Here is a 26,833-nt window from a genome sequence, read left to right as displayed (position 1 = left end):
TGACATTGAGATGAATCGAAGTAAGTTGCATTGTGATGTTCACAGGTATTTGTGTTGAAAGCGGGTCGAGTATACTCGACTGCAGGGGGTTCTTTTGGGTGAAGGACAAGCGTCACATGCGGATTCGAGAACTGGTTAGTCAATATGAAATCGAAACGCAGGAAGAGTTAGTCAAGGCTCTGGAAGAGTCTGGATTTCCGGTCACTCAAGCGACCATTTCACGAGATATTAAAGAATTGCAGCTCATTAAAGTGGTAGGTAGCAACGGGCGTTATAAGTATGCTATTCCTGTGGCAGCTTCCGGATTTTCTCTTTCTACGTTGCGTAGAAAACTGGCGGAAGTTCTCATTTCACACGCGCGTGCGAATAATCTTTTGGTTATCAAGCTGATGCCAGGCAACGCTCACGCGATTGGTGCTATGATGGATGGGATGACCCAACATGGTTTGCTGGGTACGATTGCCGGAGATGACACCATTCTTGTGGTTTGCCAAGATGATGAATCAGCCATTAAGCTCATGGCCTTGCTGTTGAATGATGTCAAACAAAACAGTTGAATAGTTTGATGAGAAGAAAATCTCTCCGCTTCTACGCTTCTAGTCTCTATAGGGTTAAAATCTCACTATAGCGAAAAATCAGCAACATTTGTAAAGATGAAAATGAAGTTGATTTTCGCCATAGTGAGATGGTCTCTATAGAAATTATGCGATTTGGACCGAAAAATAGGATAAGGGGTGATTGAGTTGACTGAACTATCAGACGTCGATTTGCAAAGAGAGTTAGTCGCTGTAAGGCGTGCGTTGCATCGCCATCCAGAAACTGGTTTAGAAGAGTATGCTACGACACAAACTATTGAAAATTTTTTGAAAGAACATGGCATTGAGATCATCTCGGGTCGTATGTCAACAGGTACATTTGCGTATGTCAAGGGAAAACGGCCAGGTCCTTGTGTGGCTATTCGCGCTGATATTGATGCGCTTCCTATTTTAGAAGCTACAGGGTTGCCCTATGCCAGTGAAATAGAAGGGAAAATGCATGCTTGTGGGCATGATTTTCATACCGCTGCTGTAATCGGATCGGCATTGTTGGCTAAAGAGCGGGCTGAGAGTGATGAATCGTTTGCAGGCAGCTTGCTTTTTGTCTTTCAACCTGCTGAAGAACTTGGACTTGGGGCCAAGCTGGTTTTGGATAGCGGTGTGCTCAAAGAGCATCAAGTCAAGTGCATGATTGGAGAACATAATAACCCGCTCTTGGAAAGTGGAAAGATTGGCGTACGTGTGGGACCACTGATGGGTAGCGTGGATGAATTTACATTAACCATTCATGGTGTTGGTGGTCACGCAGCTATTCCAAATTTAACGGTAGATCCCATAGTTATTGGTGCTCATTTGGTCACCGCTTTGCAAACATTGGTCAGTCGCGGGGTTTCTCCTCTTGCTTCTGGAGTGGTTACAGTTGGCAAATTTCAAGCGGGGACAGCACGCAATGTCATTCCTGATATTGCTGTATTAGAGGGTACCGTAAGATCTTTGGATGAAAATGTCCGCCGCTTTTTAGAAGAACGCATTTGGCAAGTATCCGAAACGATTTGCAAAGCGTTTGGAGGCAGTGTAGACATTGAATTTGAACGTCAACTTCCTGTAACGACCAACCATTCGGAGGTTGCTGAGTGGGTGCGCCTTGCTGCCATTCAAGTTGTTGGTGAGGAAAATGTAGTTGAGGCAGAACAAACATTAGGTGGAGAAGATTTCTCGATATACAGCCAAGTTATGCCTGCTTGTTTTTTTTGGGTGGGTACAGGCAAAGGCGATGGCTCCTCGCGAGGGTGGCATCATCCACAATTTGATGTTGATGAGAATTGCCTGCTGATGACTAGTCGTGTTCTTTTACAGTCAGGTTATTTAGCGCTTGAATATTATGCGCAGCAAGAAATGACAGTTAACATTGGCAGTTAAGAGTTGTTTTGAGTAAAGATATGCTAAAATTTTCAATGGACATTTGATTTCTAATGTCGAAAGGGAGATGATTTCTGTGTCAGAAGAGCGCAAAGGTGAGGTTACATTTGGTGGGAATCCAGTAACTTTAGTGGGTCCTAAAATTCAAGTTGGACAAAAAGCTCCAGAATTCGAAGTTCTGGATAACGATCGAAAACCAGTGACGCTCTCTTCGTTTGCAGGCAAGATTCGCATCATCAGTGTGGTTCCATCGTTAGAAACAGGTATTTGTGATGCTCAAACTCGTAAATTTAATGAAGCTGCTGCCAGTCTGGGTAACCATGTAGTCATTTTAACCATTAGTGCAGATTTACCGTTCACTCAGAAACGCTGGTGTGCTGCTGCAGGTATTGAACAGGTACATACCTTGTCAGATCACATGGAAATGTCGTTTGGGAAAGCATACGGAACGTATATGAAAGAGCATCGGCTGGAGTGTCGAGCTGTGTTTGTAATAGATTCGAGCGATCGCGTTGTTTATGTAGAATATGTTCCGGAAGTTGCTCAGCATCCAAATTATGAAGCAGCTATTGAGGCGGCAAAAGCAGCTCAATAATGAGATGGTGGGAGCATGAAAAATAGAAAAACAGCCATTACAGACATCTTTTAATACTGTAATGGCTGTTTTTCTATTCGTAAGTTGCGTATGGATGAAGCGATTATAAAGCTAATCCATGTTTTGGATTATGAGAGAACGTCGGAGAGCTGATGGACTAAGTCAGCCTTGGGGCGAAAGCCAACAATCTGCTTAGTCGCTTTGCCATTTTGGAAAAGCACCAACGTGGGAATACTCATGATACCGAATTGTGAGGCGGTTTGTGGATTTTCATCCACATCCAATTTTGCTACAACCAGTTTGTCCGCATGCTCTTTAGCTACTTCTTCCAATACAGGAGCCATCATTCGGCATGGACCACACCAAGTTGCCCAAAAGTCTACTAATACAGGTTTGTCAGAAGAAATAACTTCTTGAAAAGTGCTATCTGTTACCTGCACGGTACCTGCCATTGACACACCAACTTTCCTACTAGATTTTCACTTGAATGAGAGAGCGCTTTTTACGAAAGGGTCGTGTACATACTCACTCTTGAGCGAGTGCTTCTTGAATTTTCGACTCTACTTTTTGAAACCCTTTGTCCCCAGCAGCGCGAAATTTTAGTTTGCCATCCTTTCCAAAAATGAAAAAGGCAGGAACATACTCATTTTCAAATCGGTCGGCTACAGCGCGAGCGTGATCGAGACCGACTGGCTGGGTTAAATGAAATTGTGAAATATCTTCTTTCACCTTTTGAACGTTAGCATCTTCTGCAATTCTTGGCAAGTGAAATGCAATAACTTGCAACCCCTGCGGTGTGTATTTTTCCACCATTCGCATCAAATCATCCATAGTTTCATGACAAATATGACAAGATACAGCCCAAAAATGAATCAACGTCACCTGGTTGTCAGCCAGTTGTGGTCTGCTTTGAGTGTTGAGCCATTCGGTGGCGCCTTCAATGGACGGCATTTCTGTACCTAGACGCAACGGCATTGTTTGCACCGCCTTTCTCGCTTGATGATTTTGAACAGTCTCATGAGTGGTGAAGCTTGTGACTTTTTTAGAGCAGAAAAGGCTGACAAAAGTCAGCCTTTTCTTGCAAACTTTGCTTATACAGTGAGCAGCGCTTCGCCAGGCTTCCAGTTGGCTGGGCAGAGTCCGCCAGCTTGCAAAGCTTCAAGAACGCGCAACGTTTCGTCCACATTGCGACCAATGTTCATATCATGAACGACTTGGTAACGCAGGATTCCTTCAGGATCAACAATGAACAACCCGCGCAGAGCCTCACCGCTCTCTTCTACCAGGACATCATAGTTGCGTGCAACCTCTTTAGTAAAGTCGGCAGCCAGAGGATAGTCCAAACCACCTAGACCATTTTCATCTTTGGGTGTATTGATCCAAGCTTTGTGGCTGTGCACGCTATCACAACTTACACCCAAAACTTCAGCATCCAAATCTTTGAATTCCTGTAGGCGCTCGTTCATGGCTATAATTTCGGTTGGGCAAACAAACGTAAAGTCTGCTGGGTAGAAAAATAGAATCAGCCATTTGCCGCGATAGTCGGATAATTTTACAGTCTCATCAAGGGTTTTTAAATTTTTTGTGCTGAGCATCTCAAAATCTGGAGCCGGTTGTCCGACCAATGGCATGAGTAATCACTCCTAGGATATAGAATTAAACTAATTCTAAGCACTGGGACATTATAACACATATTCAATGTCTAAGCTACCCGTCAGTTTGGTCGTTTATACATCTGACGACAGCTGCTACATAGGCCAGTAAAATGGATGTTCATTTTATCTATTTGAAACCCCGTCTGTGATTCTAATTGAGACAGCCAATCGGAAGGTAATGGAGTGGCGATCTCGCTGATAGATCCGCATTGTTCACAGATAAAGTGATGATGGTTCTCCAATCGTCCGTCATACCGAGTCACGCCGTTACCAATATTCAACTCCTGTATAAGGCCGTGATCGGTCAAATACTTTAAGGAGTTGTAGACGGTTGCGTAAGCAAAGCGATTACCCTCTTGGGCCAGTTTCTCCATAATGTCCGCAGCGGTTGGGTGATCTGTTGCGTTGCGGATAACCTCTAAAATGACACGGCGAGGTTCAGTGAGATTAACAGTCTTCGCCATATCGTCGCCCTCCTTTCCTGTAGAATCTGCAGCAAGGGCATACTTTACACTATCTTTGCTGTAAGATACGCTCACTCACGGGTGAAATCAAGCCAAAATTTGTTTTCTTGGCAAATTTCTCGGGTATTGCTGAGTAAGGCTGTTATTCCGGTATAATGGATTGGGATTGTCGGAGAAATACTCGCCTAACATCATGACCTGTTTGTGAACTTTATAAGACAAATCAAAAAAGGAGAATGGAGATGCCATTGTATAACTCGGTGTTAGATTTAATTGGAAACACTCCGGTTGTTAAATTAAATCGCATTCCTCATCCTGATGGCGCTGCTGTGTATGTGAAACTAGAAGGTTATAATCCAGCGGGCAGTGTGAAGGATAGGCCGGCATTGAACATGATTGCACAAGCAGAGCAAGAGGGAAAATTGATTCCCGGAAAAACCACCATTATTGAACCTACTTCCGGAAACACAGGTATTGGCATTGCCATGGTCTGTGCAGCCAAAGGATATCGTTGTATCATCACCATGCCAGATAACGCTACTGACGAGCGGGTCAAGTTGCTAAAAGCGTACGGTGCTGAGGTGCATCTGACTCCTGCAGCTTTGAGGATGCAAGGGGCTATTGATGAAGCGAAAAAGATTGCTGCTTCCTTACCGCACGTATTTATCCCTATGCAGTTTGACAATCCAGCAAATCCTGATGCTCATCGACATACAACGGCAGTAGAGATATACAACGATTTTTCTGGACGTCTTGATGCCATGGTATTGACAGCAGGTACAGGTGGTACAGTTACAGGTACCGGAGAAGAACTCAAAAAGAAGATTCCAGGGCTGAAAATTTACGTAGTTGAACCAGCGGGAAGTCCGGTACTCGCAGGAGGACAACCAGGTCCACACAAAATTCCTGGCACAGGACCAGGTTTCATACCTTCCGTGCTCAACCGCTCCGTTTATGACGAAATACTCCATATAGAGGATGCAGATGCACAGCAGATGGCTCGTCGTTTAGCTGCTGAAGAAGGAATTTTGCTTGGGGCTTCTGGAGCTGCTTCAGCTTTTTTTGCTGTCCAGATTGCCCAAGAGATGCCCAAAGATGCGCGTGTACTCTTTATTGCTCCTGATACTGGCGAGCGATATCTGTCGTCCGATCTCTTCCAGGCTTAAGCGGCGCGTGTACTTTTGCCGTGGATGGAACATATCCAGACGCTTTTGTCACATTTTTCGCCACTGTGTCGTCTTTCAACAGTGAACAGGTTGAATCCTGACTCCTGTCAAGCAAAGACGATAAAGAGAGAAATGAGGCGGAAGCGTGAATATAAAAAGCAGATACTCTATATGGGCAGCAGGATTGAGTCTCACCATCACAGCTGTGGTGGGATGCAGTTCTGCTGTTTCTTCTTCAGGCATGCATCCTCAACACGCTCATCAGGGTCTATCTAAGAATACTCCCCAAACCCACAAAGCGAATGTTCTGCAGATTTCTACAGATTGGCCTAATTTTGGTAATAATCTCTGGCAAAATCATCTTTCTCCCTTGCGTATTTCTCAATCCTTCAACATGCAACTTCTTTACAGTCAAAATCTTGGCAACGGTGGGGAAAATGAAAGCTTCCCCATAGAAGTGGGGGGCGTTCTTTATGTAACCACTATGCGCGATCGCGTTTTAGCCTTAGATGCCTCCACAGGAAATGTCATGTGGGAGTTTTCGCCGCAATTGCATCTGTTGCAAGGCATTCCCACCATTAATCGAGGTGTTGCAGTCGGGCAGGGAAAAGTCTTTTTGCTGACAGCGGACGATCGACTTGTGGCTCTTTCTCAGCAGACCGGACAATTACTCTATCAAGTGTCAGTGGCTAACGAGTCAAAAGGATATTTTGAATCTATGTCGCCTCTTTATGTGGATGGCAAAGTATTTGTGGGCAGTGCGGGCGGCGATGAGGGAGTCCGTGGGTTTGAAGCCTGCTATCTAGCGTCAAATGGGCAATTGTTATGGCGGCGATATACCGTGCCCAAGCGTGGTGAAGGCTGGTTGCCTGCAAGTGGTCAGCACGGCGGTGGAGCTGTATGGAATATCCCTGCTTATAATCCTCAAGGGGGTCAACTCTTTTTTGGTACCGGGAATCCTTCACCAGATTTTTACGGTGTTTCGCGTCTAGGACCTGACCCTATGACAGACGCTGTTGTTTCGGTGAATGCAACTACGGGAAAAGTCAACTGGTATCGACAAGAAGTCAAGCATGATTTATGGGATTATGATGTGGCTTCTCCGCCTATGCTTTTTCCGGTTCAGGGAAAATTAGCTGTAGGTGAAGCAGGGAAAGACGGGCAATGGTATGAATGGTATGCAGCGAATGGTCAACCTGTTTTTTCGCCAGTAGCGTTTGTGAAAGAACAGCACCGACCGCCTGGCGCTCAGCCAACTTTGGAGTGGCCGGGATCAGACGGCGGCGCTAACTACGGTCCGAGTGCCTATGACCCTATACAACAAACAGTACTGATCAGCGGTATCAATGGACCGGAGTATGTCAAAGCCGGGCCGACCCATCATACCAGCTATCGTGTGGATGATGGTACCAGTGCTTCACCTGCGCCAGCAGGAGATTGGACTGGCACATTGACTTCCATTCGAGTCAACGACGGGCGTATAGAGTGGCAGAGAAAACTATCAACTCCAGCAATTGGTGGCGTAACCACCACTATGGGGGGTGTCGCTTTTTTTGGCGAAGCCAATGGAATGCTCTATGCCGTCAATATGAAGAATGGCCAGACGCTTTGGCAGTATGACGCCCACATACCTGTAGCAAGCGCACCCATTGTTTATAAATTAGACGGGCAAATAAGAGTTACTTACGTTTTAGGTCAAAGCGCTTCTCTCCAAGGTTTATTCCCATATCTGGGCAAGACAAAAGTTTTGACATTTCAAATCAAGGCTCGGCATGCAACTGGAGCTACTTAACCAATTAATCTAAGAGATGGCGAAAATGTCCCAATACTTCCGTTGTGTCTAAAATGGTAACAAACGCATGAGGATCGATATCCTGAGCTAGCAATTTAAGGTCGGCTACTTCCAGCCAAGTAAGCACACACATGAGCACCCCAAGATTTTGTTTACTATAAGTGCCGGAAGCACTCATGAGCGTGCTTCCCCGTGTTAGGCGAGCGCTGATGGCGTTGGCCATTTTTTCTGCCTGAGAGGTGACGATGAGAGCCGTTTTTCTTTGTTGATAGTGCATTAGAGTGGCCACGACGCGAGAGGCGGCAAACATGGAAACCAGGGTATACATGCCGGCCTCTGTACCAAAAACCATCGCAGATAAAAGAAGAACAATGACGTTCATAATAAGTCCCGTTGAAGAGACGTTGCGTCCCGTTAATCGGTAGAGCACGACAAAAAGAATGTCTGTTCCTCCCATCGAGCCGCCTACGCGAATAGCTAACCCTGAGGAGATTCCGCCAAGCACACCACCATAGAGAGACATCAGAAGTGGATCGTGATGTGGCGTTTGAAAGTTCAGATGCACCAAGTCGGTAGCCGCAGAGAAACCCACCACACCAATCGCTGTCAGTAAAATGAAACGTTTTCCAAGATAGCGGTATCCGAGCAAAAAGAGAGGTATATTAAAAAGGAAATAGAGCGTGCCAATCGGGAGAATCACAAAATAGTGGTGAAGGATCTGGGCAATACCTGTGACACCACCGGAAAGTATGTGTGCGGGCACCAAAAAATTGTTAACGGAAATGGAACCTGCCAAGTCTCCGAGCAACACTACAAAGACTCGCCACATAAAATCAATGACTGGCTTGGATCGCCATGATTTAATAGATAGTTGAGAAGGAGAAAATGATGTGGACATGAACGTGTTCCACCCTTTCGTGAAACATAGAATGTTAAAACCTTGCTAAAGAAAGATTCCGTTTTTTTCTTTTAGATGTACTATAGCAAGGAATCCACTTTACAGACAAAATAGGGCGGCAAGATTTCGGGAGGAGTCGTTTTGTCAACCAAACACGAGCAAATTCTCGAATATATTGAACAGCTCCCCATTGGCGCGCGTATTTCAGTGCGTGGTGTGGCGCGTGATATGCAGGTAAGCGAAGGTACAGCCTATCGAGCCATCAAGGAAGCTGAAGCACATGGATTGGTCAGTGCGATTGATCGAATAGGTACGGTGCGTATTGAACGCAAACAGGTTCGTGAAATTGAACGCCTAACTTTTGAGGAAGTAGCGCGTATTGTTGAGGGAACTGTGCTCGGCGGTCAAGAAGGTCTGAACAAGACGCTGCATAAATTTGTCATTGGCGCCATGCGTTTAGAAAATATCACAAGATATCTCGATCCAGGCAGTCTGATGATTGTGGGAAACCGTGAAAATGTGCAAAAACTGTCTCTTGAAGCAGGTGCAGCTGTTCTTATAACGGGTGGTTTCGATGCCTCACCGGAAGTGCGTAAATTGGCTAATGAACGAGAATTGCCTATTATTTCTTGTTCTTATGACACGTTTACAACAGCCGCCATGATTAATCGAGCGATTTACGATCGACTCATTAAAAAGGACATTCTCTTTGTAGGGGATGTAGCACAGACAGAGGGATTGGCCGTATTGTCTCGTGATGCGACAGTTCGAGATTACTTTCGAGTCGTCGAAGAGACGGGTCATGCGCGCCTGCCAGTTGTCGATAGCAATCAACGTCTGGTTGGCGTGGTCACCGCACGGGATGTGGCGGAGGCTCGTCCAGAAGATCCCGTTGAACTGTTCATGTCAAGTAAACCTACCACAGTTTCACCGCAAACCACGGTTGCCTCAGCGGCGCATCGGATGGTCTGGGAAGGCATTGAGATGCTGCCTGTAGTCTCTCATCGCAAACTGATGGGTGTTTTAAGTCGTCAGGATGTCATTAAATCACTTCAGTTTATGAATCGACAGCCGCAAGTTGGAGAAACGCTAGAAGATCTAGCAGTTCGTGGATTTTCTTCAGAAACTTGTGAGCAAGGTGTCCGAGTACGGGGTGTAGTTACCGCTCAATTGACCAGTGCGCTCGGAACGCTTTCCACAGGAATGCTGACCACCTTGATTGAGTATGCGGTGCGTGAATGTTTGCGGCGGCAGCGCAACGTTGATATGGCAATTGAAAATCTATCGTTTTATTTTCTCAAACCTGTATCGATTGAAGCTGAAATCAGTCTCACTGCGCAGGTGCTCGACTTTGGGCGTCGGTTTGCCAAAGTGGAGGTGGATGTATCTGGAGAAGATGGACAGTATGCCAAGGCACTGGTAACCACGCAGATGATGGAGAGGTGAACGGTCAGTTGGATTTTGTTCATTTACATGTTCACTCTGCATACTCGTTGAAGCAAAGTTGTCTCAGTCTAAAGGACGCCATCGAGACCGCCCAATCTCTACATATGACTGCCCTTGCTTTAACAGATAAAAACACTCTCTATGGGGCAGTATCTTTCTGTCGTTTGGCTAAGTCGGCAGGAATTACGCCACTGATTGGCGTGGATTTTGACGTTCTCTCGGAAGAGGCGTCTGAATCTGCTGGACGTCAGGGCAACTCACCGCTGGATAGCCTGGTATTGTTAGCCAAAGGTTTCGCAGGATATTCGTCGCTCGTGAAACTGGTTACACTGGCCCATAGCCGTTCGCGTCGTCCGTATGTTCAGTGGTCAGAAATTGCTCAGCATAGTCACTCCCTGATTGCTCTGGTGGGTGGACGCGGCAGTAGTATAGCGCGGGCGTTTTCTGAAGCGGATCGTCATAAAGGCGAGCAGTTGCTGCAACGCGCCAGTGAGATGTTTCCGCCTGGGGAATTGTATGTTCAGTTGCACGATCACGGTCTTCCTGAAGAGCGACGGGCTTTGCCGGGGTTAATTGCTGCCGCTCGCCAGTTGGGGTTACCACTTGTGGCCAGTAATGAAGTATATTACGCACGTCGAGAAGATGCTGCAGTCCAGAAAGTTTTGGCGCAAGTGGATGCAGATGGATTACTGTTACCCGTAAACCATTTTCATCTGGCATCATCGGAAGAAATGGCCGAGAAATTTCAGAATCTCACCGAGGCAATTGCGAATACACGGGTAATAGCGGATGCAGCCGCTTTCGAATGGCCCAAACCGCAACTTTTTTTGCCTCGCTATCCGTTACCCCCAGGTGAATCTGCGCAAGAAACGCTACGACGTGTGGCGTATGTGGGTGCAAAAAAACGCTATCCCCTATGGACAGCCGAAGTGGAAGAACGTCTCCGTTACGAGTTGGATGTTATTGATCGACTTGGCTTTGCCGACTATTTTCTGGTGGTGGCCGATTTTATTCGCTATGCGCATCGGCAAGGCATCTCCACAGGTCCTGGCCGAGGTTCTGCTGCAGGTAGTTTGGTCGCTTACGCACTATCGATTACAGATGTCGATCCGTTGCAATATGGTTTGCTGTTTGAACGTTTTCTCAATCCCGAACGGGTGAGTTGGCCGGATATTGATATCGATTTTGAATTTGAGCGGCGTGGAGAAGTCATTCAGTACGTACTGGAGCGTTATGGCGATACGCGGGTAGCCCAAATTGGAACCTTCGGCACATTTGCCGCGCGAGTAGCGATTCGCGATGTGGGGCGTGTATTGGGATCGGATAAAAAATTGGTGGATACATTGGCGCGGCTGATTCCTTCTCATCCAGGTGTAACGTTGAATGAAGCTCTTGAAAATGTAACTCAACTGCGGCAAATGGAGGAAGAAAATCTGGAGGCGAAAAAAATTCTCGCCTATGCCCGTCGACTGGAAGGGTTGCCGCGTCATGTCTCCATACACGCAGCGGGGGTTATCATTTCGCCTGTTTCACTGCAGGACTGGATACCTGTTGTGCCTGGCGCTAGTGGAATGCCAGTCACCATGTATCCTATGGAAGATGTCGAGGCACTTGGTTTCTTGAAAATGGATTTTTTGGGTCTCAAAACTTTGTCACTGATGGATATGACCCGTCAAAGTGTGGCTCAGCGCATAGGACAACCGTTGCCTGAATGGCAGCAAATCGCGGATGGAGACGAAGCGACTTATCGTATGCTGACGCGCGGCGAGACGAGCGGTTGTTTTCAGCTTGAATCGTATGGTGTCCGAAAAGTGTTGCGGGATGTCAAGCCTACCTGCTTGGAAGATTTAATTGCCGTTATTTCTCTATATCGCCCTGGTCCTATGGAGAATATTGCTGAATTTGTTGCTGCCAAACATGGCCGTCAATCGATTCGCTACCCGCATCCTGACTTGGAACCGATTCTTAAAGATACTTACGGTGTCATTGTCTATCAGGAGCAAATTATGCAAATTGCTTCCCGGATGGCTGGCTTCACGCTCGGTCAGGCAGATATTCTGAGGCGCGCAGTATCCAAAAAGAAACGAGAAGTGCTCGACGCTGAGCGTGAACGATTTGTCACGGGATGTCAACGTCGTGGTTACAGTGCGGAGACAGCCAATACCGTCTACGATTTGATTGTTCGCTTTGCGGATTACGGCTTTAACCGTTCGCATGCAGCGGCTTATGCATTGCTCGCCTACCGTACAGCCTATTTGCGCGCTCATTATCCAGCTGATTTTTTTGCAGCTTTAATGACGCTGGCTGCCGGTACTCCAGATAAAATCACTGAGTATACGAGGGATGCCAAAAAATTAGGCATTCAACTGTTACCGCCCAGCGTCTCTGCAAGCGGAGCGGCTTTTTCAGCCGAGTCGGACAGGAGCATTCGTACTGGCCTTCTCTCCATACGTGGCGTTGGTCGTGCGGCAGTCATGGAGATATTGCGTGCGCGCGAGGAAGCCCCTTTTACTTCCCTGGTTAATTTTTTGCGTCGTGTTTCTTCTCGCGCCTGCAATCGCAAAGCCGTTGAAAGCCTGGCTACAGCCGGGGCTATGGAAGCTTTTCTGCCTTCAGCCAAACTCAGTGAGCAAGCACTTTCCCAAATCCTCGACCATGCCTATTTGGAAGCTGAAGCAGGAGGTGAACAGGCTCGGCTGTTCAATTCCGACCACACGTTTTCTGCACACGCGACAGCTTCGGGGCCAGCAACTCTCTTCATTCGTTATCGAGCTGGCGACGATTCCCGCACACTTTTGGCTGCAGTGCGTTCAGCTCTGCTTGAGAAACCGGGATCGACCCCGGTGGCTTTAGTTGAAACGTCTACCCGCAAAGCACGCTTGTTGCCAGCTCGTTATACAGTAAAGGTCGATCCCGATTTAATCGCTGAATTAGAGACTATTGTGGGTCTTGGCAATGTGAAATTGCAGCAGCGGTCTGAAACGGCTCGTCATTGAGTAGGTTTAGGAGAAAGCATGAGTAAAGGAGACGTGTAACATGAAACAGCAAATCGTGGAGTGGCTGTCGCGCCGCCATGTGGAATTGACCGATATTGCCCATATTGTGTTGGAGTTACAGCGTCCGTACTATTCTGACCTGACGCTTGACTATTGTTTGGAGAGTGTTCATCGTGTCTTGGATAAGCGGGAAGTGCAGCACGCTCTCTATACAGGAATAGCACTTGATGAACTGGCGGAGCAGAAATTGCTGCCAGAGCCGCTGCAAAGCATCATGGAAAAAGATGAGCCTCTTTACGGCGTCGATGAAATTCTTGCGCTCAGTGTGACCAATGTTTACGGGAGTATAGGTTTGACCAATTTTGGATATCTCGATAAAACAAAAATTGGGATTTTGGGGTACCTGAATAATCACGCGTCGGAAATTCACGTATTTTTGGACGATCTCGTGGCTAGTGTAGCAGCGGCTGCGGCAGCTCGAATTGCTCATCAGCATCACGCTTCTTCTTATAAAGATGAATAAAATGACTGATAACAATCAAGGTGTGGCGTCCGCAGACAGGCATGGTATACTAAACATAATTTCAAAAAGAGGAACGTGGGCGATAGAAATGGGGCGATTGTGAATGTGGACTGTAATTTACATCGCCCAGTCTGCCAAGCAGGCTGAATGGGTGAAAGAAAAATTGACTCAGGAAGGTTTTCTCGCCAAAATTCGTGCAGCCCACATGGCCAAGCAACAATACGAAATTTTGATACCTGAAACGGAATTGGAAGAGGTAAAGGAAGTTCTTCATGATATCCTTCACTCTTCTTTGTGATGCAGAGGTGACGGAGTGCTTAAAGATTTATTTGTAAAGAAGCGGCATTATGCAACGCTGCCTAGCGCTGTTAAATCGTCAGAACGAGATCAGAAAAGTCAGTCTGTTCCTGAAAAAGATATTCCTAAAGGATTGGTGGAGAAATGCGACGGCTGTGGCGCCTTGTTGCTTGGTAAGGAGCTGCAGAAGCATGATTTCACCTGCCCTCATTGTGACTATCATTTCACGCTTGGGGCTGACCGCCGTATCCGTTTGACGCTGGACGAGGGCAGCTTTGAAGAGTGGGATGCTTCGTTGACTTCAGTCAACCCACTACATTTTCCCGATTACGACAAAAAATTAGCCAAAGCACAAGAGATGACCGGCATGCGCGAAGGCGTGGTCACAGGACGCGGGACCATTGCTGGGATTCCACTCGCTATGGGCGTGATGGACTCGCGTTTTATTATGGGTAGCATGGGTTCCGCGGTCGGAGAAAAGCTGACACGAATGATGGAACGCGCTTTAGCGGAACGCCTGCCAGTGGTACTCTTTACGGCTTCTGGCGGTGCTCGCATGCAAGAGGGCATTTTGTCGCTAATGCAAATGGCCAAAACCAGTGTTGCGTTGGAGCGTTTGCATGAAGAACAGCTTCTTTTTGTCACTGTTATCACGCATCCTACTACAGGTGGCGTAAGTGCGTCGTTTGCCTCGTTAGGTGATATTATCCTGGCAGAGCCGCGAGCTCTCTTTGGTTTTGCGGGGCGGCGCGTGATTGAACAGACCATCCGACAGAAGTTGCCAGACGATTTTCAAACGGCGGAATTCATGCTCAAACATGGCATGATTGACGAAGTTGTACATCGTAAGGAACTGGTCCATACTTTAGCCAATATTTTGACAATCCATAGCGCGAAGGGGTGGAAGCATGGCAACGGGACTTGATTTCGAGCAACCCATTCGCGATTTGGAAAGCAAAATTAAAGAACTTCGTTCTTTTGCGGAGGGCCATCAAGTGGATTTGTCTGATGAAATTCGCACGCTTGAACAGCGTCTGCAATCACTGGAGGATTCGCTATACAGTAATCTTACTCCTTGGCAACGAGTGCAGATTGCTCGCCAATCGGGGCGCCCAACCACTTTGGAATATGTGCGTGGGATCTGTGAGACGTTTGTAGAGTTGCATGGTGACCGCAACTTTCGGGACGATCCGGCTGTAGTTGGCGGTATTGGCATGTTGCAAGGACAACCTATCACATGGATTGGTCATCAACGTGGTCGAGATACCAAGGAGAATCTCTATCGAAATTTTGGTATGGCGCATCCTGAAGGATACCGCAAGGCGTTGCGACTTATGCGTCAGGCAGAAAAATTTGGTCGGCCAGTGGTATTTTTTATCGATACTATGGGTGCTTATCCTGGTAGTTCTGCTGAAGAACGGGGGCAAAGTGAGGCTATTGCAACCAATTTGCGGGCAATGGCCGGCCTCAAAACACCTACCATCAGTGTGGTCACTGGTGAAGGTGCGAGCGGAGGAGCACTCGGCATTGGCGTGACCGATCGAATTTATGCCTTAGAGTATTCTTGGTACTCTGTCATCGCTCCTGAATCAGCAGCTGCTATTCTCTGGCGCGACAGTACTTACGCCGAAAAAGCGGCTGAGGTCATGCGCATTACAGCGCAAGATTTAGTCGATTTGCGAATTGCTGATGAATTAATACCAGAACCACGAGGCGGTGCCCAGAAAGATCCAAATTGGATGATCTCTAAAGTAGGAGAAAAAATAGTAGCAGGATTGAAAGAACTTTTGCAAATTCCTATTGAACAACTGTTGGATGAGAGGTACCATAAGTACAGGGATATGGGATCTTTCTCGGAATAACAGAACTGGATTGAACGGAAGCGGCGATGTCCACCGGACTGGTGGGCATTCCGTTTGCCCAGCGTGAATGTCATAGGAAATGAGAAAGACTACATGGAGAATGCGTGCTCCAAGAGCGTACATAGAGAGCAGCCGTCGTTGAGTGGATAAGACTGTTTCTCTATTTAGGGACAAAAAATGTCCATGTATGACAAAATAAGTCCAGCGCATTGCTTTTGTGTCTCTTGATTTCTTTTGCTTTGTGTATGGAAACTGATTGAAATCGCCAAAGATGAGGAACGATATCCTCGGAAGGAACGGTGAATCATGCGAAAAACCAAAATCGTTTGTACCATTGGGCCTGCCAGTGAATCACCCGAAATCCTGCGTCAATTGATGCGCGCAGGCATGGACGTTGCCCGTCTCAATTTCTCCCATGGTTCCTATGAGGAGCATGCTGAGCGTATCCGTCGTATTCGTGAAGCGGCTGCGGATGTAGGTAAGCATGTAGCCATTTTGTTGGATGTCAAAGGTCCGAAGATTCGGACAGGGAAAATTGCGGGTGGACAAGTTGAACTGCTTGACGGAAAGTTGGTCACCTTGACCATCCAGCCTCTTGCAGAGGGAACGGCAGAACGCGTATGGATTTCCTATGAAGGACTTGTGGAAGACGTCTATCCAGGGGCTCCTATTCGTATTGATGATGGCTTGATTGGGTTGAAAGTGGTTGAAGTCAAAGGTCAGGACATTGTCTGCATAGTAACCAATGGCGGTATACTGAAAGACAATAAAGGAATTAATGTACCTGGTGTGACACTGCGTATTCCTGGTGTTACTGAGAAGGACAAGGCAGATATTCGCTTTGGTATTGACCAAGGTGTCGATATGTTTGCTGCTTCCTTTGTACGTAAAGCCGGAGATATTTTGGAAGTGCGCAGAATTCTCGAAGAACGCCATTACGAAGCAGATATTATTGCTAAGATTGAAACGGTGGAAGGTCTCGAACGGTTGGATGAAATTGTCGAAGTTACAGATGGTGTCATGGTGGCCCGTGGCGATCTTGGTGTAGAAATTGCGACAGAAGATGTGCCGCTGGCTCAAAAACGCATTATCTCGCTTTGTAACCAGTGGGGAAAACCTGTTATCACTGCAACGCAAATGCTCGATTCGATGCAGCGTAATCCTCGTCCAACTCGTGCGGAAGCCAGCGATGTGGCCAACGCTATTTTGGATGGCACAGATGCTATCATGCTCTCGGGCGAAACGGCTGCAGGCCGCTATCCCCTGGAATCGGTGCAAACCATGGCGCAGATTGCTGAGCGTGCTGAAGAGGCCATTTTAAAGCGTGAAGTGGTCTATCATCATCATACGGAAGTTGAACGGAAGGTGCCGGATGCGATTTCTCATGCGGCTAAAGAAATGGCTTCCGAATTGGATGTGGCTGCTATTGTCACCGCAACGACTTCCGGACATACAGCGCGACATATTGCCAAACATCGTCCGCTTAAGACCATTGTAGCTGCAACTCCGGATGCGAGGGTGGCACGTCGTTTAATGCTTTCCTGGGGTGTCTGTCCAGTTGTGGTACCTATGGCTTCCACGACAGACGATGTACTGGAAACCGCAGTAGAAGGTGCTCTCGATGCAGGTTATGTGCAGCATGGAGATATGGTGATTATTCTGGCAGGTGTTCCTGTCGGTATCCGTGGAACCACCAATTTACTAAAAGTGCACACTATAGGAGAAATTTTAGTTCGTGGTAAGGGAATTGGACAACATGCTGTGAGTGGACGTGCAGTAGTGTCTAAGAAAAATCAAGATATTCTGGAACGTGTTCAAGAAGGAGATATTCTTGTCACGAATTGCACCGATGCTGACATTATGCCTGCGATTGAGAGAGCTGGAGGAATGATTGTTGAAGAAGGTGGATTGACTTCTCACGCTGCAGTTGTGGCCATATCCCTCGGCAAGCCAGTAGTAGTCGGAGCTTCGGAAGCCACGGAGCGTGTGGAAGATGGTGCATTGGTTACGGTCGATCCGGTTCGAGGTTTGATTTATCGTGGTCGAGCGCAAGTGCTGTAAAATAGTTCAGCGGATGGGTAAATAAAAATCATGAGGATGGCGCTTGGCCATCCTCATGAAGTAGGATGTACCATCAACGAATATTGATACTCAACAGCTTCTAATAAATTCGCGAATATTTGCATTGTAGTTACGCTGCCTACTCCTCCGGGAGTGGGAGTGAGGGCATGAACCACTTCTGCCACTTCCGGCGCGGTATCGCCTGCGATTTGCCCGTTTTTATCCTGATTGATACCTGCATCAATGATAATAAGTCCTGGATGACACATTTCGGGCTGAATTAGACCTGCCTTCCCGACTGCAACAAAGGCAATTTCAGCGCGTTGCAAGTGCTCGCCAATATCTCGTGTTTCTGCATGACAAGCGGTTACAGTAGCTCCTCGGCGAATGAGTTGATGTAAAAGAGGCATACCGACCGTTCTCCCACATCCAACTAACGTAACGTTTCGTTTACGCAATGGAACTCCGTAATGATCGAGCATTTTCAAACAAGCGAGAGGAGTAGCTGGGTAAATCCCTGGTGTACCGAGCATATTGGCTAGTGCGTTTTTTTCTGTCAAACCGTCAATATCCTTAAACGGATCGATCTCCTGTAAAATTCTCCATGATTCTAAATGATGAGGGAGCGGTAACTCAAGAATGATGCCATGAATGGTATGATCTTGATTCCATGCATGAATCTGTTCTATGACGCGTTGTTCCGTAACGCGTGCGGGAAAGATATGCAACATGCATTCAATGCCGAGCTTCTCTGCCATGCGGACTTTAGAACGAGCGTAACAGAGAGATGCGGCGTCTCCTTCGACTAAAGCAGCCACCATTTTTACCTGTATATGTCGATGAGAGAGGGAATTCACCTGCTCTCTAATTTGTTGCTTCATTTGATCTGCCACTGGTTTGCCATAGAGCAAGTGGGCCATGAGATCATCAACCTCCTTTGCATAGGCTGTCCCAATGACGAAAAAAAACCGTCTGGGCGCCGTCTTTGTTTTTCGAGACGTTGCCCAGGCGGTCGGCAAAAGGCAGCAATCGTGCGCAGTCCCCCGTGGTTTTCCACGTTATCCGCCAGTTCTGCGCGCAGCCTGTTTCATTCACTGTAACAGTGTAAGTCTAACGCGATGGAGTACTTTCGTGCAACTGTTTGTCAACTTCTATCTGTTACGTTCGTTTGAATTTTCACCATGATATTGAAACCTAACTGCCTCTCGATAAAGTGCGAGAATATGTTTGCGCCGAACGGTTTGCCCAGTAGCCTCACAATGAGCCAGAAATTCTGGAATGTCCATATTTTTTCTCTCTTGGTTGCACGCTAAACAGGCACACATCAAATTTTTGGGATGAAATCGCCCACCTTTAGACTCAGGAATGATGTGATCCATTGTTGTGGCAGGTGCTCCGCACCATACGCAACGGCCACTGTCGCGGCGCAGAACCGTTTCTCGATATTTCTTTTTGCTCATAGCGGAAAAACGCAGGCGAATTGTTCTTTCATTGACCCAAAACGCATTTCCGTAGCGTACTTCTTCCTGTGCTCGCTCTTTGGTACAGGGAGTGAGCAGGGCACCCGAACCATCTAATACACGTACCACGCTACCCTCGTTCAGTTGGTGTCCGCAATGAGGGCAGGCCCCGTTATGACTCTCCATACTGGATATGGTAAATAATCCGTTGCAACGAGGACATCTCCCCTCTGCATGACGTTTTCTGCCCACATGCTCACCTCACTGACTAGAAAGTTCAAGGATTTTGTCATCAAATCATCGATTCCGTAAGTTCTCTGAATTCTATTGTGACAAATTTTGATTCGTAATGCGACTGGCTCACTGTGCGCTTGGTAAGAAGCTGAAAAGAGCTATACTGATGAGAGTGGTGAACATCAATCTCTATGGTGGGTGGAAAATAATGAGAATTGGATTTCTCGGCACAGGAACTATGGGCTTGCCCATGGCGGAAAACTTGCTACGTGCAGGATATAGTGTTACAGCATATAATCGATCTCCTGAAAAAGTTCAACCCTTGCTGCAAATGGGCGGAAAACAGGCTCAGAATATAGCTGAAGCCGTACGTAACCAAGATGTAGTTATCAGCATGCTTTCTGATGACAGCGCCGTACGAGAAGTCTATTTAGGAAATGGTGGTGTGGCCGAGAACGCGAAACATTCTTTTGTGGCTATTGATATGAGTACCGTTTCGCCGGGAACAGCTCTGGAAGTGCAGAAACATATGAACCAATTAGGCATTGCGATGCTGGATGCCCCCGTTTCAGGAAGTGCAGGTGCAGCCAAAGAAGCGAAGTTACTCGTCTTGGCAGGCGGTCCGTTGGAAACGTATGAAATCACGCGTCCGATTCTGGCGGCTATGAGTCAGGCGCAATTTTATTTCGGACCTGGCGGTAACGGCGCCAAAGCAAAATTGGTTGTCAATCTACTTCTTGCCTTGACGATGCAAGGAATCTCTGAAGCGCTTGTCCTTGCAGAAACGTTAGGCTTGTCTCGTTCCAATGTTCTCGATATGCTTTCCCAGTCGTCTGTTGCATCACCTTTTCTTGGGGTTAAAAAGCAGATGTTGATTGATGAATCTTTTCCACCAGCATTTGCACTGAAGTACATGCGTAAAGACTTGAATTTGATTCTCCAGGCAGCGACTGAGAGAGAAGCAGTACTTCCGGCCACGTCAGCAGCTTTCGCGAGCTATACGTCAGCGATGCACAATGGTTTTGCGGAAGACGATTTGGCAGCTGTTATGATGGAACTTTTAAGGCAATCAGGGTATACTGGCGCGAAGGATTCATCTTTCAACTTAGGTTTGTAGGGCAAGGAGGAAGAATTCATGCAAAGAGTGTTTTCCGGCATTCAGCCGTCAGGAACCATTACCATAGGAAATTACCTAGGCGCTATACGCAATTTTGTCCAATTGCAACATACAGCTGAATGTCTCTTCTGTGTTGTAGATATGCATGCAATTACTGTGCCGCAAGATCCACAGCAACTCTATCAGAGAACGCGCGAATTGGCCGCTTTGTATTTGGCGTGTGGCATTGATCCACAAAAGGCAATCTTGTTTGTTCAATCACATGTGCCTGCTCATGCTGAACTGGGGTGGCTTTTGCAGTGCATGATTTATTATGGCGAACTTGGACGCATGACGCAGTTCAAAGATAAATCAGAACAAAAAGATGTAGTTACAGCAGGTCTATTCACTTACCCGGCATTGATGGCTGCTGATATTTTGCTGTATCAAACCACTCTTGTCCCTGTTGGCGAAGATCAAAAACAACATCTTGAACTGACTCGCGATGTAGCCATTCGTTTCAACCGTCGTTATGGAGAAACGTTTATCGTTCCTGAGGCAATGATCCCTAAAATGGGTGGAAGAATTATGAGTTTGGAAAATCCTTTGAAAAAAATGAGCAAGAGTGATGAAAGTCCCAATGCAACGCTCTATTTGCTCGATCCGCCAGAAGTCCTACGGAAAAAAATTAGTCGCGCTGTCACAGACTCGGGACGCGAGGTCCGATACAATGAAGAAGAAAAACCAGCAGTATCCAATTTGATGACGATTTACGCGCTTTGTACGGGAAAGAGTCTGCAAGAAGTAGAGGAAGAGTTTGCAGGTCAAGGGTATGGGCCTTTTAAACAAGCTATCGCTGATGCGGTTGTATCCGTGTTTGAACCCATTCAGCAACGCTATCACGAATGGCTCGAATCTCCAGATTTAGAAAAGACACTTGCAGATGGGGCTGAAAAAGCTGAGAAACTGGCTTCTGTGACACTGGAGCAGGTCAAAGAACAAATTGGGTTTCTGCCGCGCAGAGCGTAAAAGATCATTCTTTGGTTTTTGGTTTTTCGTTAGCAATTATGCTAAGATGTGGCGTGGAACCTGATACATAAGGAGGCACCCTCATGGCGCAATTCAAAGCGTTTTCAGGCCCGACAGAAGGAGAACCAATTACTCTTCAAAACGGGCAGCTTCATGTTCCTCATCATCCTATTATTCCTTTTATTGAAGGCGACGGCACAGGTCCGGATATCTGGCGCGCATCGCAGCGTGTTTTTGATGCCGCTGTTCAAAAAGCGTATGGTGGCCAGCGGAAAATTGCGTGGTTTGAAGTTTATGCTGGCGAGAAGGCGTTCAATCAGTTTCAGGAATGGTTGCCAGAAGATACATTGAAGGCTCTTTCGGAGTATATTGTCTCCATCAAGGGACCACTGACCACACCCGTAGGGGGAGGCATTCGCTCGTTAAACGTAGCGTTGCGTCAAGAACTTGATTTATACGTATGCCAGCGTCCAGTTCGCTATTTCAAAGGCGTTCCCTCTCCGGTTAAACGTCCAGACTTGGTAGATATGGTTATTTTCCGTGAAAACTCGGAAGATATATACGCTGGTGTAGAATGGCAAGAAGGTACTCCTGAAGTGAAAAAGGTCATACAGTTCTTGCGTCAGGAGATGGGCGTGAAGAAGATACGCTTCCCAGAAACGTCCGGCATAGGCATCAAACCAGTTTCCAAAGAGGGTACAGAACGTTTGGTACGTTCAGCGATTCAATATGCGTTACAACATAAACGCAAGAGCGTCACATTGGTTCACAAGGGAAATATAATGAAGTTCACAGAGGGAGCCTTCAAAACTTGGGGTTACGAACTTGCCGAGCGTGAGTTTGCAGACCAAACGTTTACATGGGCTATGTATGATCGCATTAAAGAAAAAGATGGACAGGCCGCGGCTGACAAGGCTCAGGATGAAGCGCTCAAGTTAGGCAAAATTATTGTTAAAGATGTCATCGCAGATGCATTCTTGCAACAAATTTTATTGCGTCCAGCGGAGTATGACGTCATTGCTACACTGAATTTAAATGGTGATTACATTTCTGATGCCTTAGCAGCACAAGTAGGTGGCATTGGCATAGCACCGGGAGCGAATATCAATTATGAGTCCGGACACGCAGTATTTGAGGCGACACATGGTACAGCGCCAAAGTATGCCAATCTGGATAAAGTCAATCCGGGTTCTGTGATCTTGTCTGGTGTGATGATGTTTGAATATATGGGGTGGCAGGAAGTAGCGGACTCCATTATTCAGGCGTTGGAAAAGACCATTGAATCGAAAGTCGTAACTTATGACTTTGCCAGACTGATGGAAGGCGCTACTGAAGTAAAAACTTCTGGGTTTGCCGACGCAGTCATTGCGAATCTATAAGACATTGACGTGCCGCTTGGCGCGTCCTTTTCTTATTGACGTAAACATCAATCTGGTTTGCGAAGAATAGATAGTCAGAAGAGAAAGGTGGGTTATGACTATGATGAAGCGCAAAAAGGTATCTGTGATTGGGGCAGGACTAACAGGTGCTACAACAGCTTTCATGATTGCCTCCAAAGAATTAGCCGATGTAGTGCTCTTGGACATCCCACAGATGGAAAACCCAACTAAAGGTAAAGCTTTAGATATGCAAGAAGCTATGCCTGTTATCGGATCGGACGTAACAGTAATAGGTACGGCAAACTATGAGGATACCAAAGATTCCGACTTGGTCATCATTACAGCTGGACTGCCGCGCCGACCTGGTATGAGCCGTGATGATTTGGTTTCCACCAATGCCGGAATTGTCAAATCGGTGACAGAGCAAGTGGTGAAGTATTCACCTGATTGCATTTTGATGGTGCTATCCAATCCTGTCGATGCCATGACCTATGTGGCCTATAAAACGTCCAAATTCCCTAAAAATCGAGTCATTGGTCAGGCGGGCGTCTTGGATACGGCACGTTTTAACACATTCGTTGCCATGGAACTTGGTGTGTCTGTGGAAGATGTGCGGGGATTTGTTGTAGGTGTCCATGGTGATGATATGGTTCCATTGGTTCGTTATTCCACAGTAGGCGGAGTGCCACTCACACAATTGCTTTCCAAAGAGCGCATTGATGCCATCGTTGAACGTACAGCGAAAGGCGGAGGAGAAATTGGGGCTCTAATGGGCAATGCAAGTGCCTACTACGCTCCTGGTGCGTCGTTAACAGAAATGGCGGAATCCATTTTAAAAGATAAGCGTCGCATTCTTCATTCTATTGTGCTTCTCGAAGGTGAGTATGGGCAAGAGAATATGTTTCTCAGTGTGCCCACGATTCTTGGTGGCAACGGTGTTGAGAAAATTATAGAAGTGGAACTTACGCAAGAAGAACGTGACGCTGTACAGCGTTCGGCTAATTCAGTGCGTCGTGTCATCAGTGTTGTAGACAATATGTAGGCAAACTGGGTTAAACAAAGCTGTTCATCATCACAACAGGTAGGCCTGAATGGCACTGCCTGTTGCTTTTTTATTTAAAGGTAGGAATGACCTGGAGCTAGCTATGCTACAATGACTAGCGAGTGAAGCTTGTCTTCGCAAGGCGAAGATAGGAAGTAGAGGTGCATATATGGTTGAACGAAACCCTCTTTTGGTAATTGTTGATGGAAACAGTATTGCATATCGAGTTTTTTTTGCGCTGCCTCCTTTAACGGATCCACAGGGACGACCCTCACAGGCAGTTTACGGATTCGCCATGATGCTGTTGCGATTACTGGAACAAAAAAAACCGACACATATGGCTGTCGCTTTTGATAAAGGCAAACAAACATTCCGTCATGAGTGGTATACAGATTATAAAGGCACAAGAGAAAAAACTCCCGATGATTTGGTGCAACAATTCCCATATATAAGAGAGTTGCTTGAGGCATTTTCAATACCCTATTTTGAAATCGATCAATACGAAGCAGATGATATTATTGGCACATTATCTCGGCAAGCGGAAGAGGAAGGTTTGCCGACTTTGATTGTTTCGGGTGATAAAGATCTCTTGCAACTGGTGACTCCTACAGTAAGGGCTGCCTTAACCAAAAAAGGGGTTACAGATATGGATGAGTATGACGAAGATGCCGTTTATAATCGATTTCAACTATCACCTAAGCAAATCGTTGATTTGAAAGGATTGATGGGTGATCCGTCCGATCATATTCCTGGAGTTCCGGGTGTTGGAGAAAAAACCGCCATCAAGTTATTACAAACTTATGAAACGGTAGAAAATGTTCTTCTCAATAAGGAAGAAGTCTCGGGAAACAAATTGCGTGAACGATTAACTGAGCATGCAGAACAGGCTCTGCTTTCCAAACGACTTGCTACGATTCATCGTCATGTGCCCTTGGACGTTCCTCTCTCTAAACTGGAGTATCCAGGTTACGACGTGCAACGGCTAAAAAAAGCGTTTCATTCCTATGGGTTTCGCTCTTTAATCGACAAAATTTCCGGGGAAATGACAACATCCACGAATCCCGACAAAAATCATGTCGAAACGAGTGAAGTCTCAGACAACTGGACCATTCAACAGATTCGTCATATCGAGACGCGTAGCGAGTGGTCCGATTTTTTGAATCAATTAGCCGATCCGTTAGGAATCCTCTTTCACTTTTCTGATAAAACAAGTGTTTCTTCGGAGATTAGCGGGGTCATGCTGGCTTCCTCCAAGTCTGCAACTTTCGTGTCATTTGAGAAAGAACTCGATATGAGCGATCTGCAGGAGTTTTTCAATGGTCCGGAAGAAAAGGTTACTTTTAATGTCAAAGAAATGGCTGTACTGTTAGATGCTCACGGTATTACACTGTATCCGGATCATAATTTTCAGGATGTTATGTTAGCTGGCTATCTTCTAAACCCATCAGAGGGAGAATTGACCCTTGAGCAATTGGCAGAGCGAGAGTTATCGCTATCATTTCCAAAGAATGTGCCTGTAGAAAATGAACTTCTTTGGTTGGGACGCAGAGCGCATTCGTTGGTCGAAATGCTCAATGGGTTACTGGAAGCCTTATCTGCTCAAGAAATGGATGATTTGTATCGGAATGTAGAGATGCCACTCGCGTTTGTGCTCGCAGGCATGGAAGTTTGTGGATTTCGGGTGGATGAAAAGCTTTTGAAAGAAATAGGCAAAGAACTGGATCAAAGTTTGCAAGCATTGACAAAGACTATTTATCAGATGGCGGGAACGGAATTTAATATTCAATCTCCCAAGCAACTGGGGGAGATTTTATTTGATAAACTCGGCTTACCAGCAGAGAAAAAGACGAAAACAGGTTACTCCACAGCGGCTGATGTTTTGGAACGTTTGGCGCCAACGCATGAAATTGTTCAAAATATCCTTGACTATCGTCAACTTAGCAAACTCAAGTCAACCTATGTAGAGGGTCTTTTGAAAGTCATTCATAAGGATACGGGTCGAATTCATACTCGTTTTCATCAGGCGCTTACCGCTACGGGTCGTTTATCAAGTTCTGATCCTAATTTACAAAATATACCTATTCGTATGGAAGAGGGACGCCGTTTGCGCAAGGCATTTCTTCCTACTTATCCAGACTGGAAGATTCTCTCGGCTGACTATTCTCAAATTGAACTGCGCGTTTTGGCTCATCTCTCTGGAGATGAGGCGTTAATCGAAGCTTTTCGCCAAGACATGGATATTCATACACGTACAGCTGCTGACGTATTTGAGGTTTCTCCAGATCAAGTGACGCCACTCATGCGCCGTCAGGCAAAAGCGGTGAATTTTGGTATTGTCTATGGAATTAGTGATTTTGGCTTGGCCCAAAATTTGAACATTTCACGTAAAGAGGCCAATCGATTTATTGAAAATTATTTTTCAAAATTTCCGCAAATCTACACTTACATGCAAGAAACTGTTGAAGAGGCTAGGAAACGAGGTTATGTCACAACGTTACTCAATCGTCGTCGCTATCTTCCCGATATTCACCATAAAAATTACACCATACGTTCCTTCGCTGAACGTACAGCAATGAATACGCCGATTCAGGGAACGGCTGCGGATATTATCAAGCTGGCCATGGTGCGTATGGATCATGCTTTAAAAATATCGAATTTGCATGCACGTATGCTGCTTCAAGTGCACGATGAACTGATTTTTGAATGTCCTCAAAGCGAAGTAGTCTTGTTGAGTCAACTAGTGAAAGAACAGATGGAAACCTCTATATTGCTTACGGTTCCATTAAAAGTGGACGTTCATGTAGGGGACTCTTGGTATGATGCCAAATAAAAGATATGAAAATGTTGGTTGGAAAACTTATTTTATGTGTGTTCTGAGAAGCC

24 protein-coding genes and 1 riboswitch are annotated in these 26,833 nt (G+C 46.4%); of the genes, 17 read left to right on the top strand and 7 right to left on the bottom strand.

What is annotated here, in order from left to right:
• The first annotated feature begins 98 nt into the window (after positions 1-98).
• The 3 genes from argR to tpx all read left to right on the top strand — a co-directional run bounded on the left by argR (position 99) and on the right by tpx (position 2,550).
• Positions 99-557, top strand: a complete 459-nt coding sequence (gene argR / locus BUA75_RS10720) for an arginine repressor (protein ID WP_255567371.1) — start codon at positions 99-101, stop codon at positions 555-557.
• A 186-nt stretch (positions 558-743) separates the two neighbouring features.
• Positions 744-1,955, top strand: a complete 1,212-nt coding sequence (locus BUA75_RS10715) for a M20 metallopeptidase family protein (protein ID WP_165611998.1) — start codon at positions 744-746, stop codon at positions 1,953-1,955.
• A gap of 76 nt (positions 1,956-2,031) precedes the next feature.
• Complete coding sequence (tpx, locus tag BUA75_RS10710) at positions 2,032-2,550, top strand: thiol peroxidase (RefSeq protein WP_370541883.1); 519 nt, start codon at positions 2,032-2,034, stop codon at positions 2,548-2,550.
• Positions 2,551-2,678: 128 nt separating this feature from the next.
• Here the strand turns inward: tpx and trxA are convergent, their stop codons facing one another.
• From trxA to BUA75_RS10690, 4 genes are all read right to left on the bottom strand, one after another.
• Positions 2,679-3,002 (bottom strand): thioredoxin, encoded by a 324-nt coding sequence (gene trxA / locus BUA75_RS10705; RefSeq protein WP_072874600.1) that lies wholly within the window; start codon positions 3,000-3,002, stop codon positions 2,679-2,681.
• Between the two features lie 73 nt (positions 3,003-3,075).
• A complete protein-coding gene (locus tag BUA75_RS10700; RefSeq protein ID WP_083574286.1) occupies positions 3,076-3,525 on the bottom strand; it encodes a TlpA disulfide reductase family protein in 450 nt (149 codons plus the stop codon).
• A gap of 116 nt (positions 3,526-3,641) precedes the next feature.
• The gene (locus tag BUA75_RS10695) at positions 3,642-4,181 is read right to left on the bottom strand and encodes a peroxiredoxin (RefSeq protein WP_072874599.1); all 540 of its coding nucleotides are present in this window, start codon (positions 4,179-4,181) and stop codon (positions 3,642-3,644) included.
• Between the two features lie 83 nt (positions 4,182-4,264).
• The gene (locus tag BUA75_RS10690; RefSeq protein ID WP_072874598.1) at positions 4,265-4,669 is read right to left on the bottom strand and encodes a Fur family transcriptional regulator; all 405 of its coding nucleotides are present in this window, start codon (positions 4,667-4,669) and stop codon (positions 4,265-4,267) included.
• Positions 4,670-4,911: 242 nt separating this feature from the next.
• Between BUA75_RS10690 and cysK the strand changes: the two genes are divergently transcribed.
• Together cysK and BUA75_RS10680 are read left to right on the top strand one after the other, a co-directional pair.
• Positions 4,912-5,835, top strand: coding sequence for a cysteine synthase A (gene cysK, locus BUA75_RS10685; RefSeq protein ID WP_072874597.1), 924 nt, complete (start codon positions 4,912-4,914; stop codon positions 5,833-5,835).
• 145 nt (positions 5,836-5,980) lie between these two features.
• Positions 5,981-7,627, top strand: a complete 1,647-nt coding sequence (locus tag BUA75_RS10680) for a pyrroloquinoline quinone-dependent dehydrogenase (RefSeq protein ID WP_072874596.1) — start codon at positions 5,981-5,983, stop codon at positions 7,625-7,627.
• Between the two features lie 4 nt (positions 7,628-7,631).
• Here BUA75_RS10680 and BUA75_RS10675 read toward each other — a convergent pair whose 3' ends face one another.
• The gene (locus BUA75_RS10675) at positions 7,632-8,525 is read right to left on the bottom strand and encodes a YitT family protein (protein WP_072874595.1); all 894 of its coding nucleotides are present in this window, start codon (positions 8,523-8,525) and stop codon (positions 7,632-7,634) included.
• A 141-nt stretch (positions 8,526-8,666) separates the two neighbouring features.
• On the opposite strand from BUA75_RS10675, the gene BUA75_RS10670 reads away from it, so the two are divergent.
• The 7 genes from BUA75_RS10670 to pyk all read left to right on the top strand — a co-directional run bounded on the left by BUA75_RS10670 (position 8,667) and on the right by pyk (position 17,710).
• Positions 8,667-9,971, top strand: coding sequence for a DRTGG domain-containing protein (locus BUA75_RS10670; RefSeq protein ID WP_072874594.1), 1,305 nt, complete (start codon positions 8,667-8,669; stop codon positions 9,969-9,971).
• Positions 9,972-9,979: 8 nt separating this feature from the next.
• Positions 9,980-12,967, top strand: coding sequence for a DNA polymerase III subunit alpha (dnaE, locus tag BUA75_RS10665; RefSeq protein ID WP_072874593.1), 2,988 nt, complete (start codon positions 9,980-9,982; stop codon positions 12,965-12,967).
• 40 nt (positions 12,968-13,007) lie between these two features.
• Entirely contained in the window at positions 13,008-13,490 is a 483-nt protein-coding gene (locus BUA75_RS10660; RefSeq protein ID WP_072874592.1) for a phosphatidylglycerophosphatase A family protein, read from the top strand.
• Positions 13,491-13,593: 103 nt separating this feature from the next.
• Entirely contained in the window at positions 13,594-13,788 is a 195-nt protein-coding gene (locus BUA75_RS10655; protein ID WP_072874591.1) for a glutamate decarboxylase, read from the top strand.
• Positions 13,789-13,803: 15 nt separating this feature from the next.
• Positions 13,804-14,712: an acetyl-CoA carboxylase, carboxyltransferase subunit beta gene (gene accD, locus BUA75_RS10650; protein WP_072874590.1), complete on the top strand. Its 909-nt coding sequence runs from the start codon at positions 13,804-13,806 to the stop codon at positions 14,710-14,712.
• A complete protein-coding gene (locus BUA75_RS10645; RefSeq protein ID WP_072874589.1) occupies positions 14,696-15,649 on the top strand; it encodes an acetyl-CoA carboxylase carboxyltransferase subunit alpha in 954 nt (317 codons plus the stop codon). Before accD ends, BUA75_RS10645 begins: the two co-directional genes overlap by 17 nt.
• A 306-nt stretch (positions 15,650-15,955) precedes the next feature.
• Positions 15,956-17,710 carry a pyruvate kinase gene (pyk, locus tag BUA75_RS10640; protein WP_072874588.1) on the top strand — a complete coding sequence of 585 codons (1,755 nt, stop codon included), beginning with the start codon at positions 15,956-15,958 and terminating at the stop codon, positions 17,708-17,710.
• Between the two features lie 53 nt (positions 17,711-17,763).
• On the opposite strand, the gene BUA75_RS10635 is transcribed toward pyk, so the two are convergent.
• The gene (locus BUA75_RS10635) at positions 17,764-18,630 is read right to left on the bottom strand and encodes a bifunctional 5,10-methylenetetrahydrofolate dehydrogenase/5,10-methenyltetrahydrofolate cyclohydrolase (RefSeq protein WP_072874587.1); all 867 of its coding nucleotides are present in this window, start codon (positions 18,628-18,630) and stop codon (positions 17,764-17,766) included.
• A 75-nt stretch (positions 18,631-18,705) separates the two neighbouring features.
• Positions 18,706-18,793: riboswitch (ZMP/ZTP riboswitch) on the bottom strand.
• A gap of 68 nt (positions 18,794-18,861) precedes the next feature.
• The gene (locus BUA75_RS10630) at positions 18,862-19,422 is read right to left on the bottom strand and encodes an HNH endonuclease (RefSeq protein WP_083574285.1); all 561 of its coding nucleotides are present in this window, start codon (positions 19,420-19,422) and stop codon (positions 18,862-18,864) included.
• Between the two features lie 190 nt (positions 19,423-19,612).
• Between BUA75_RS10630 and BUA75_RS10625 the strand changes: the two genes are divergently transcribed.
• The 5 genes from BUA75_RS10625 (at position 19,613) to polA (ending at position 26,780) form a co-directional block, all read left to right on the top strand.
• Complete coding sequence (locus tag BUA75_RS10625; protein ID WP_072874585.1) at positions 19,613-20,521, top strand: NAD(P)-dependent oxidoreductase; 909 nt, start codon at positions 19,613-19,615, stop codon at positions 20,519-20,521.
• 18 nt (positions 20,522-20,539) lie between these two features.
• The gene (gene trpS / locus BUA75_RS10620; RefSeq protein WP_072874584.1) at positions 20,540-21,529 is read left to right on the top strand and encodes a tryptophan--tRNA ligase; all 990 of its coding nucleotides are present in this window, start codon (positions 20,540-20,542) and stop codon (positions 21,527-21,529) included.
• Between the two features lie 83 nt (positions 21,530-21,612).
• Positions 21,613-22,908 (top strand): NADP-dependent isocitrate dehydrogenase, encoded by a 1,296-nt coding sequence (gene icd / locus BUA75_RS10615; protein ID WP_072874583.1) that lies wholly within the window; start codon positions 21,613-21,615, stop codon positions 22,906-22,908.
• A 100-nt stretch (positions 22,909-23,008) separates the two neighbouring features.
• Entirely contained in the window at positions 23,009-23,950 is a 942-nt protein-coding gene (mdh, locus tag BUA75_RS10610) for a malate dehydrogenase (protein WP_203114672.1), read from the top strand.
• A 169-nt stretch (positions 23,951-24,119) separates the two neighbouring features.
• Complete coding sequence (polA, locus tag BUA75_RS10605) at positions 24,120-26,780, top strand: DNA polymerase I (RefSeq protein ID WP_072874582.1); 2,661 nt, start codon at positions 24,120-24,122, stop codon at positions 26,778-26,780.
• Positions 26,781-26,833 lie beyond the last annotated feature (53 nt).

The organism is Alicyclobacillus tolerans (genome assembly GCF_900142255.1).
Classification (GTDB): Bacteria; Bacillota; Bacilli; order Alicyclobacillales; family Alicyclobacillaceae; genus Alicyclobacillus_I; species Alicyclobacillus_I tolerans.
Note: the sequence above shows the minus strand (reverse complement) of the source record. Positions and strands in the feature narration are given on the sequence as shown.

Excerpts from the sequence above, each read along its gene's own strand:
- trxA (WP_072874600.1), bottom strand. The coding sequence starts at position 3,002 with ATGGCAGGTACCGTGCAGGTAACAGATAGCACTTTTCAAGAAGTTATT.
- BUA75_RS10700 (WP_083574286.1), bottom strand. The coding sequence starts at position 3,525 with ATGCCGTTGCGTCTAGGTACAGAAATGCCGTCCATTGAAGGCGCCACC.
- BUA75_RS10695 (WP_072874599.1), bottom strand. The coding sequence starts at position 4,181 with ATGCCATTGGTCGGACAACCGGCTCCAGATTTTGAGATGCTCAGCACA.
- BUA75_RS10690 (WP_072874598.1), bottom strand. The coding sequence starts at position 4,669 with ATGGCGAAGACTGTTAATCTCACTGAACCTCGCCGTGTCATTTTAGAG.
- cysK (WP_072874597.1), top strand. The coding sequence starts at position 4,912 with ATGCCATTGTATAACTCGGTGTTAGATTTAATTGGAAACACTCCGGTT.
- BUA75_RS10675 (WP_072874595.1), bottom strand. The coding sequence starts at position 8,525 with ATGTCCACATCATTTTCTCCTTCTCAACTATCTATTAAATCATGGCGA.
- BUA75_RS10660 (WP_072874592.1), top strand. The coding sequence starts at position 13,008 with ATGAAACAGCAAATCGTGGAGTGGCTGTCGCGCCGCCATGTGGAATTG.
- BUA75_RS10655 (WP_072874591.1), top strand. The coding sequence starts at position 13,594 with ATGTGGACTGTAATTTACATCGCCCAGTCTGCCAAGCAGGCTGAATGG.
- BUA75_RS10645 (WP_072874589.1), top strand. The coding sequence starts at position 14,696 with ATGGCAACGGGACTTGATTTCGAGCAACCCATTCGCGATTTGGAAAGC.
- pyk (WP_072874588.1), top strand. The coding sequence starts at position 15,956 with ATGCGAAAAACCAAAATCGTTTGTACCATTGGGCCTGCCAGTGAATCA.
- BUA75_RS10635 (WP_072874587.1), bottom strand. The coding sequence starts at position 18,630 with ATGGCCCACTTGCTCTATGGCAAACCAGTGGCAGATCAAATGAAGCAA.
- BUA75_RS10625 (WP_072874585.1), top strand. The coding sequence starts at position 19,613 with ATGAGAATTGGATTTCTCGGCACAGGAACTATGGGCTTGCCCATGGCG.
- trpS (WP_072874584.1), top strand. The coding sequence starts at position 20,540 with ATGCAAAGAGTGTTTTCCGGCATTCAGCCGTCAGGAACCATTACCATA.
- icd (WP_072874583.1), top strand. The coding sequence starts at position 21,613 with ATGGCGCAATTCAAAGCGTTTTCAGGCCCGACAGAAGGAGAACCAATT.
- mdh (WP_203114672.1), top strand. The coding sequence starts at position 23,009 with ATGATGAAGCGCAAAAAGGTATCTGTGATTGGGGCAGGACTAACAGGT.
- polA (WP_072874582.1), top strand. The coding sequence starts at position 24,120 with ATGGTTGAACGAAACCCTCTTTTGGTAATTGTTGATGGAAACAGTATT.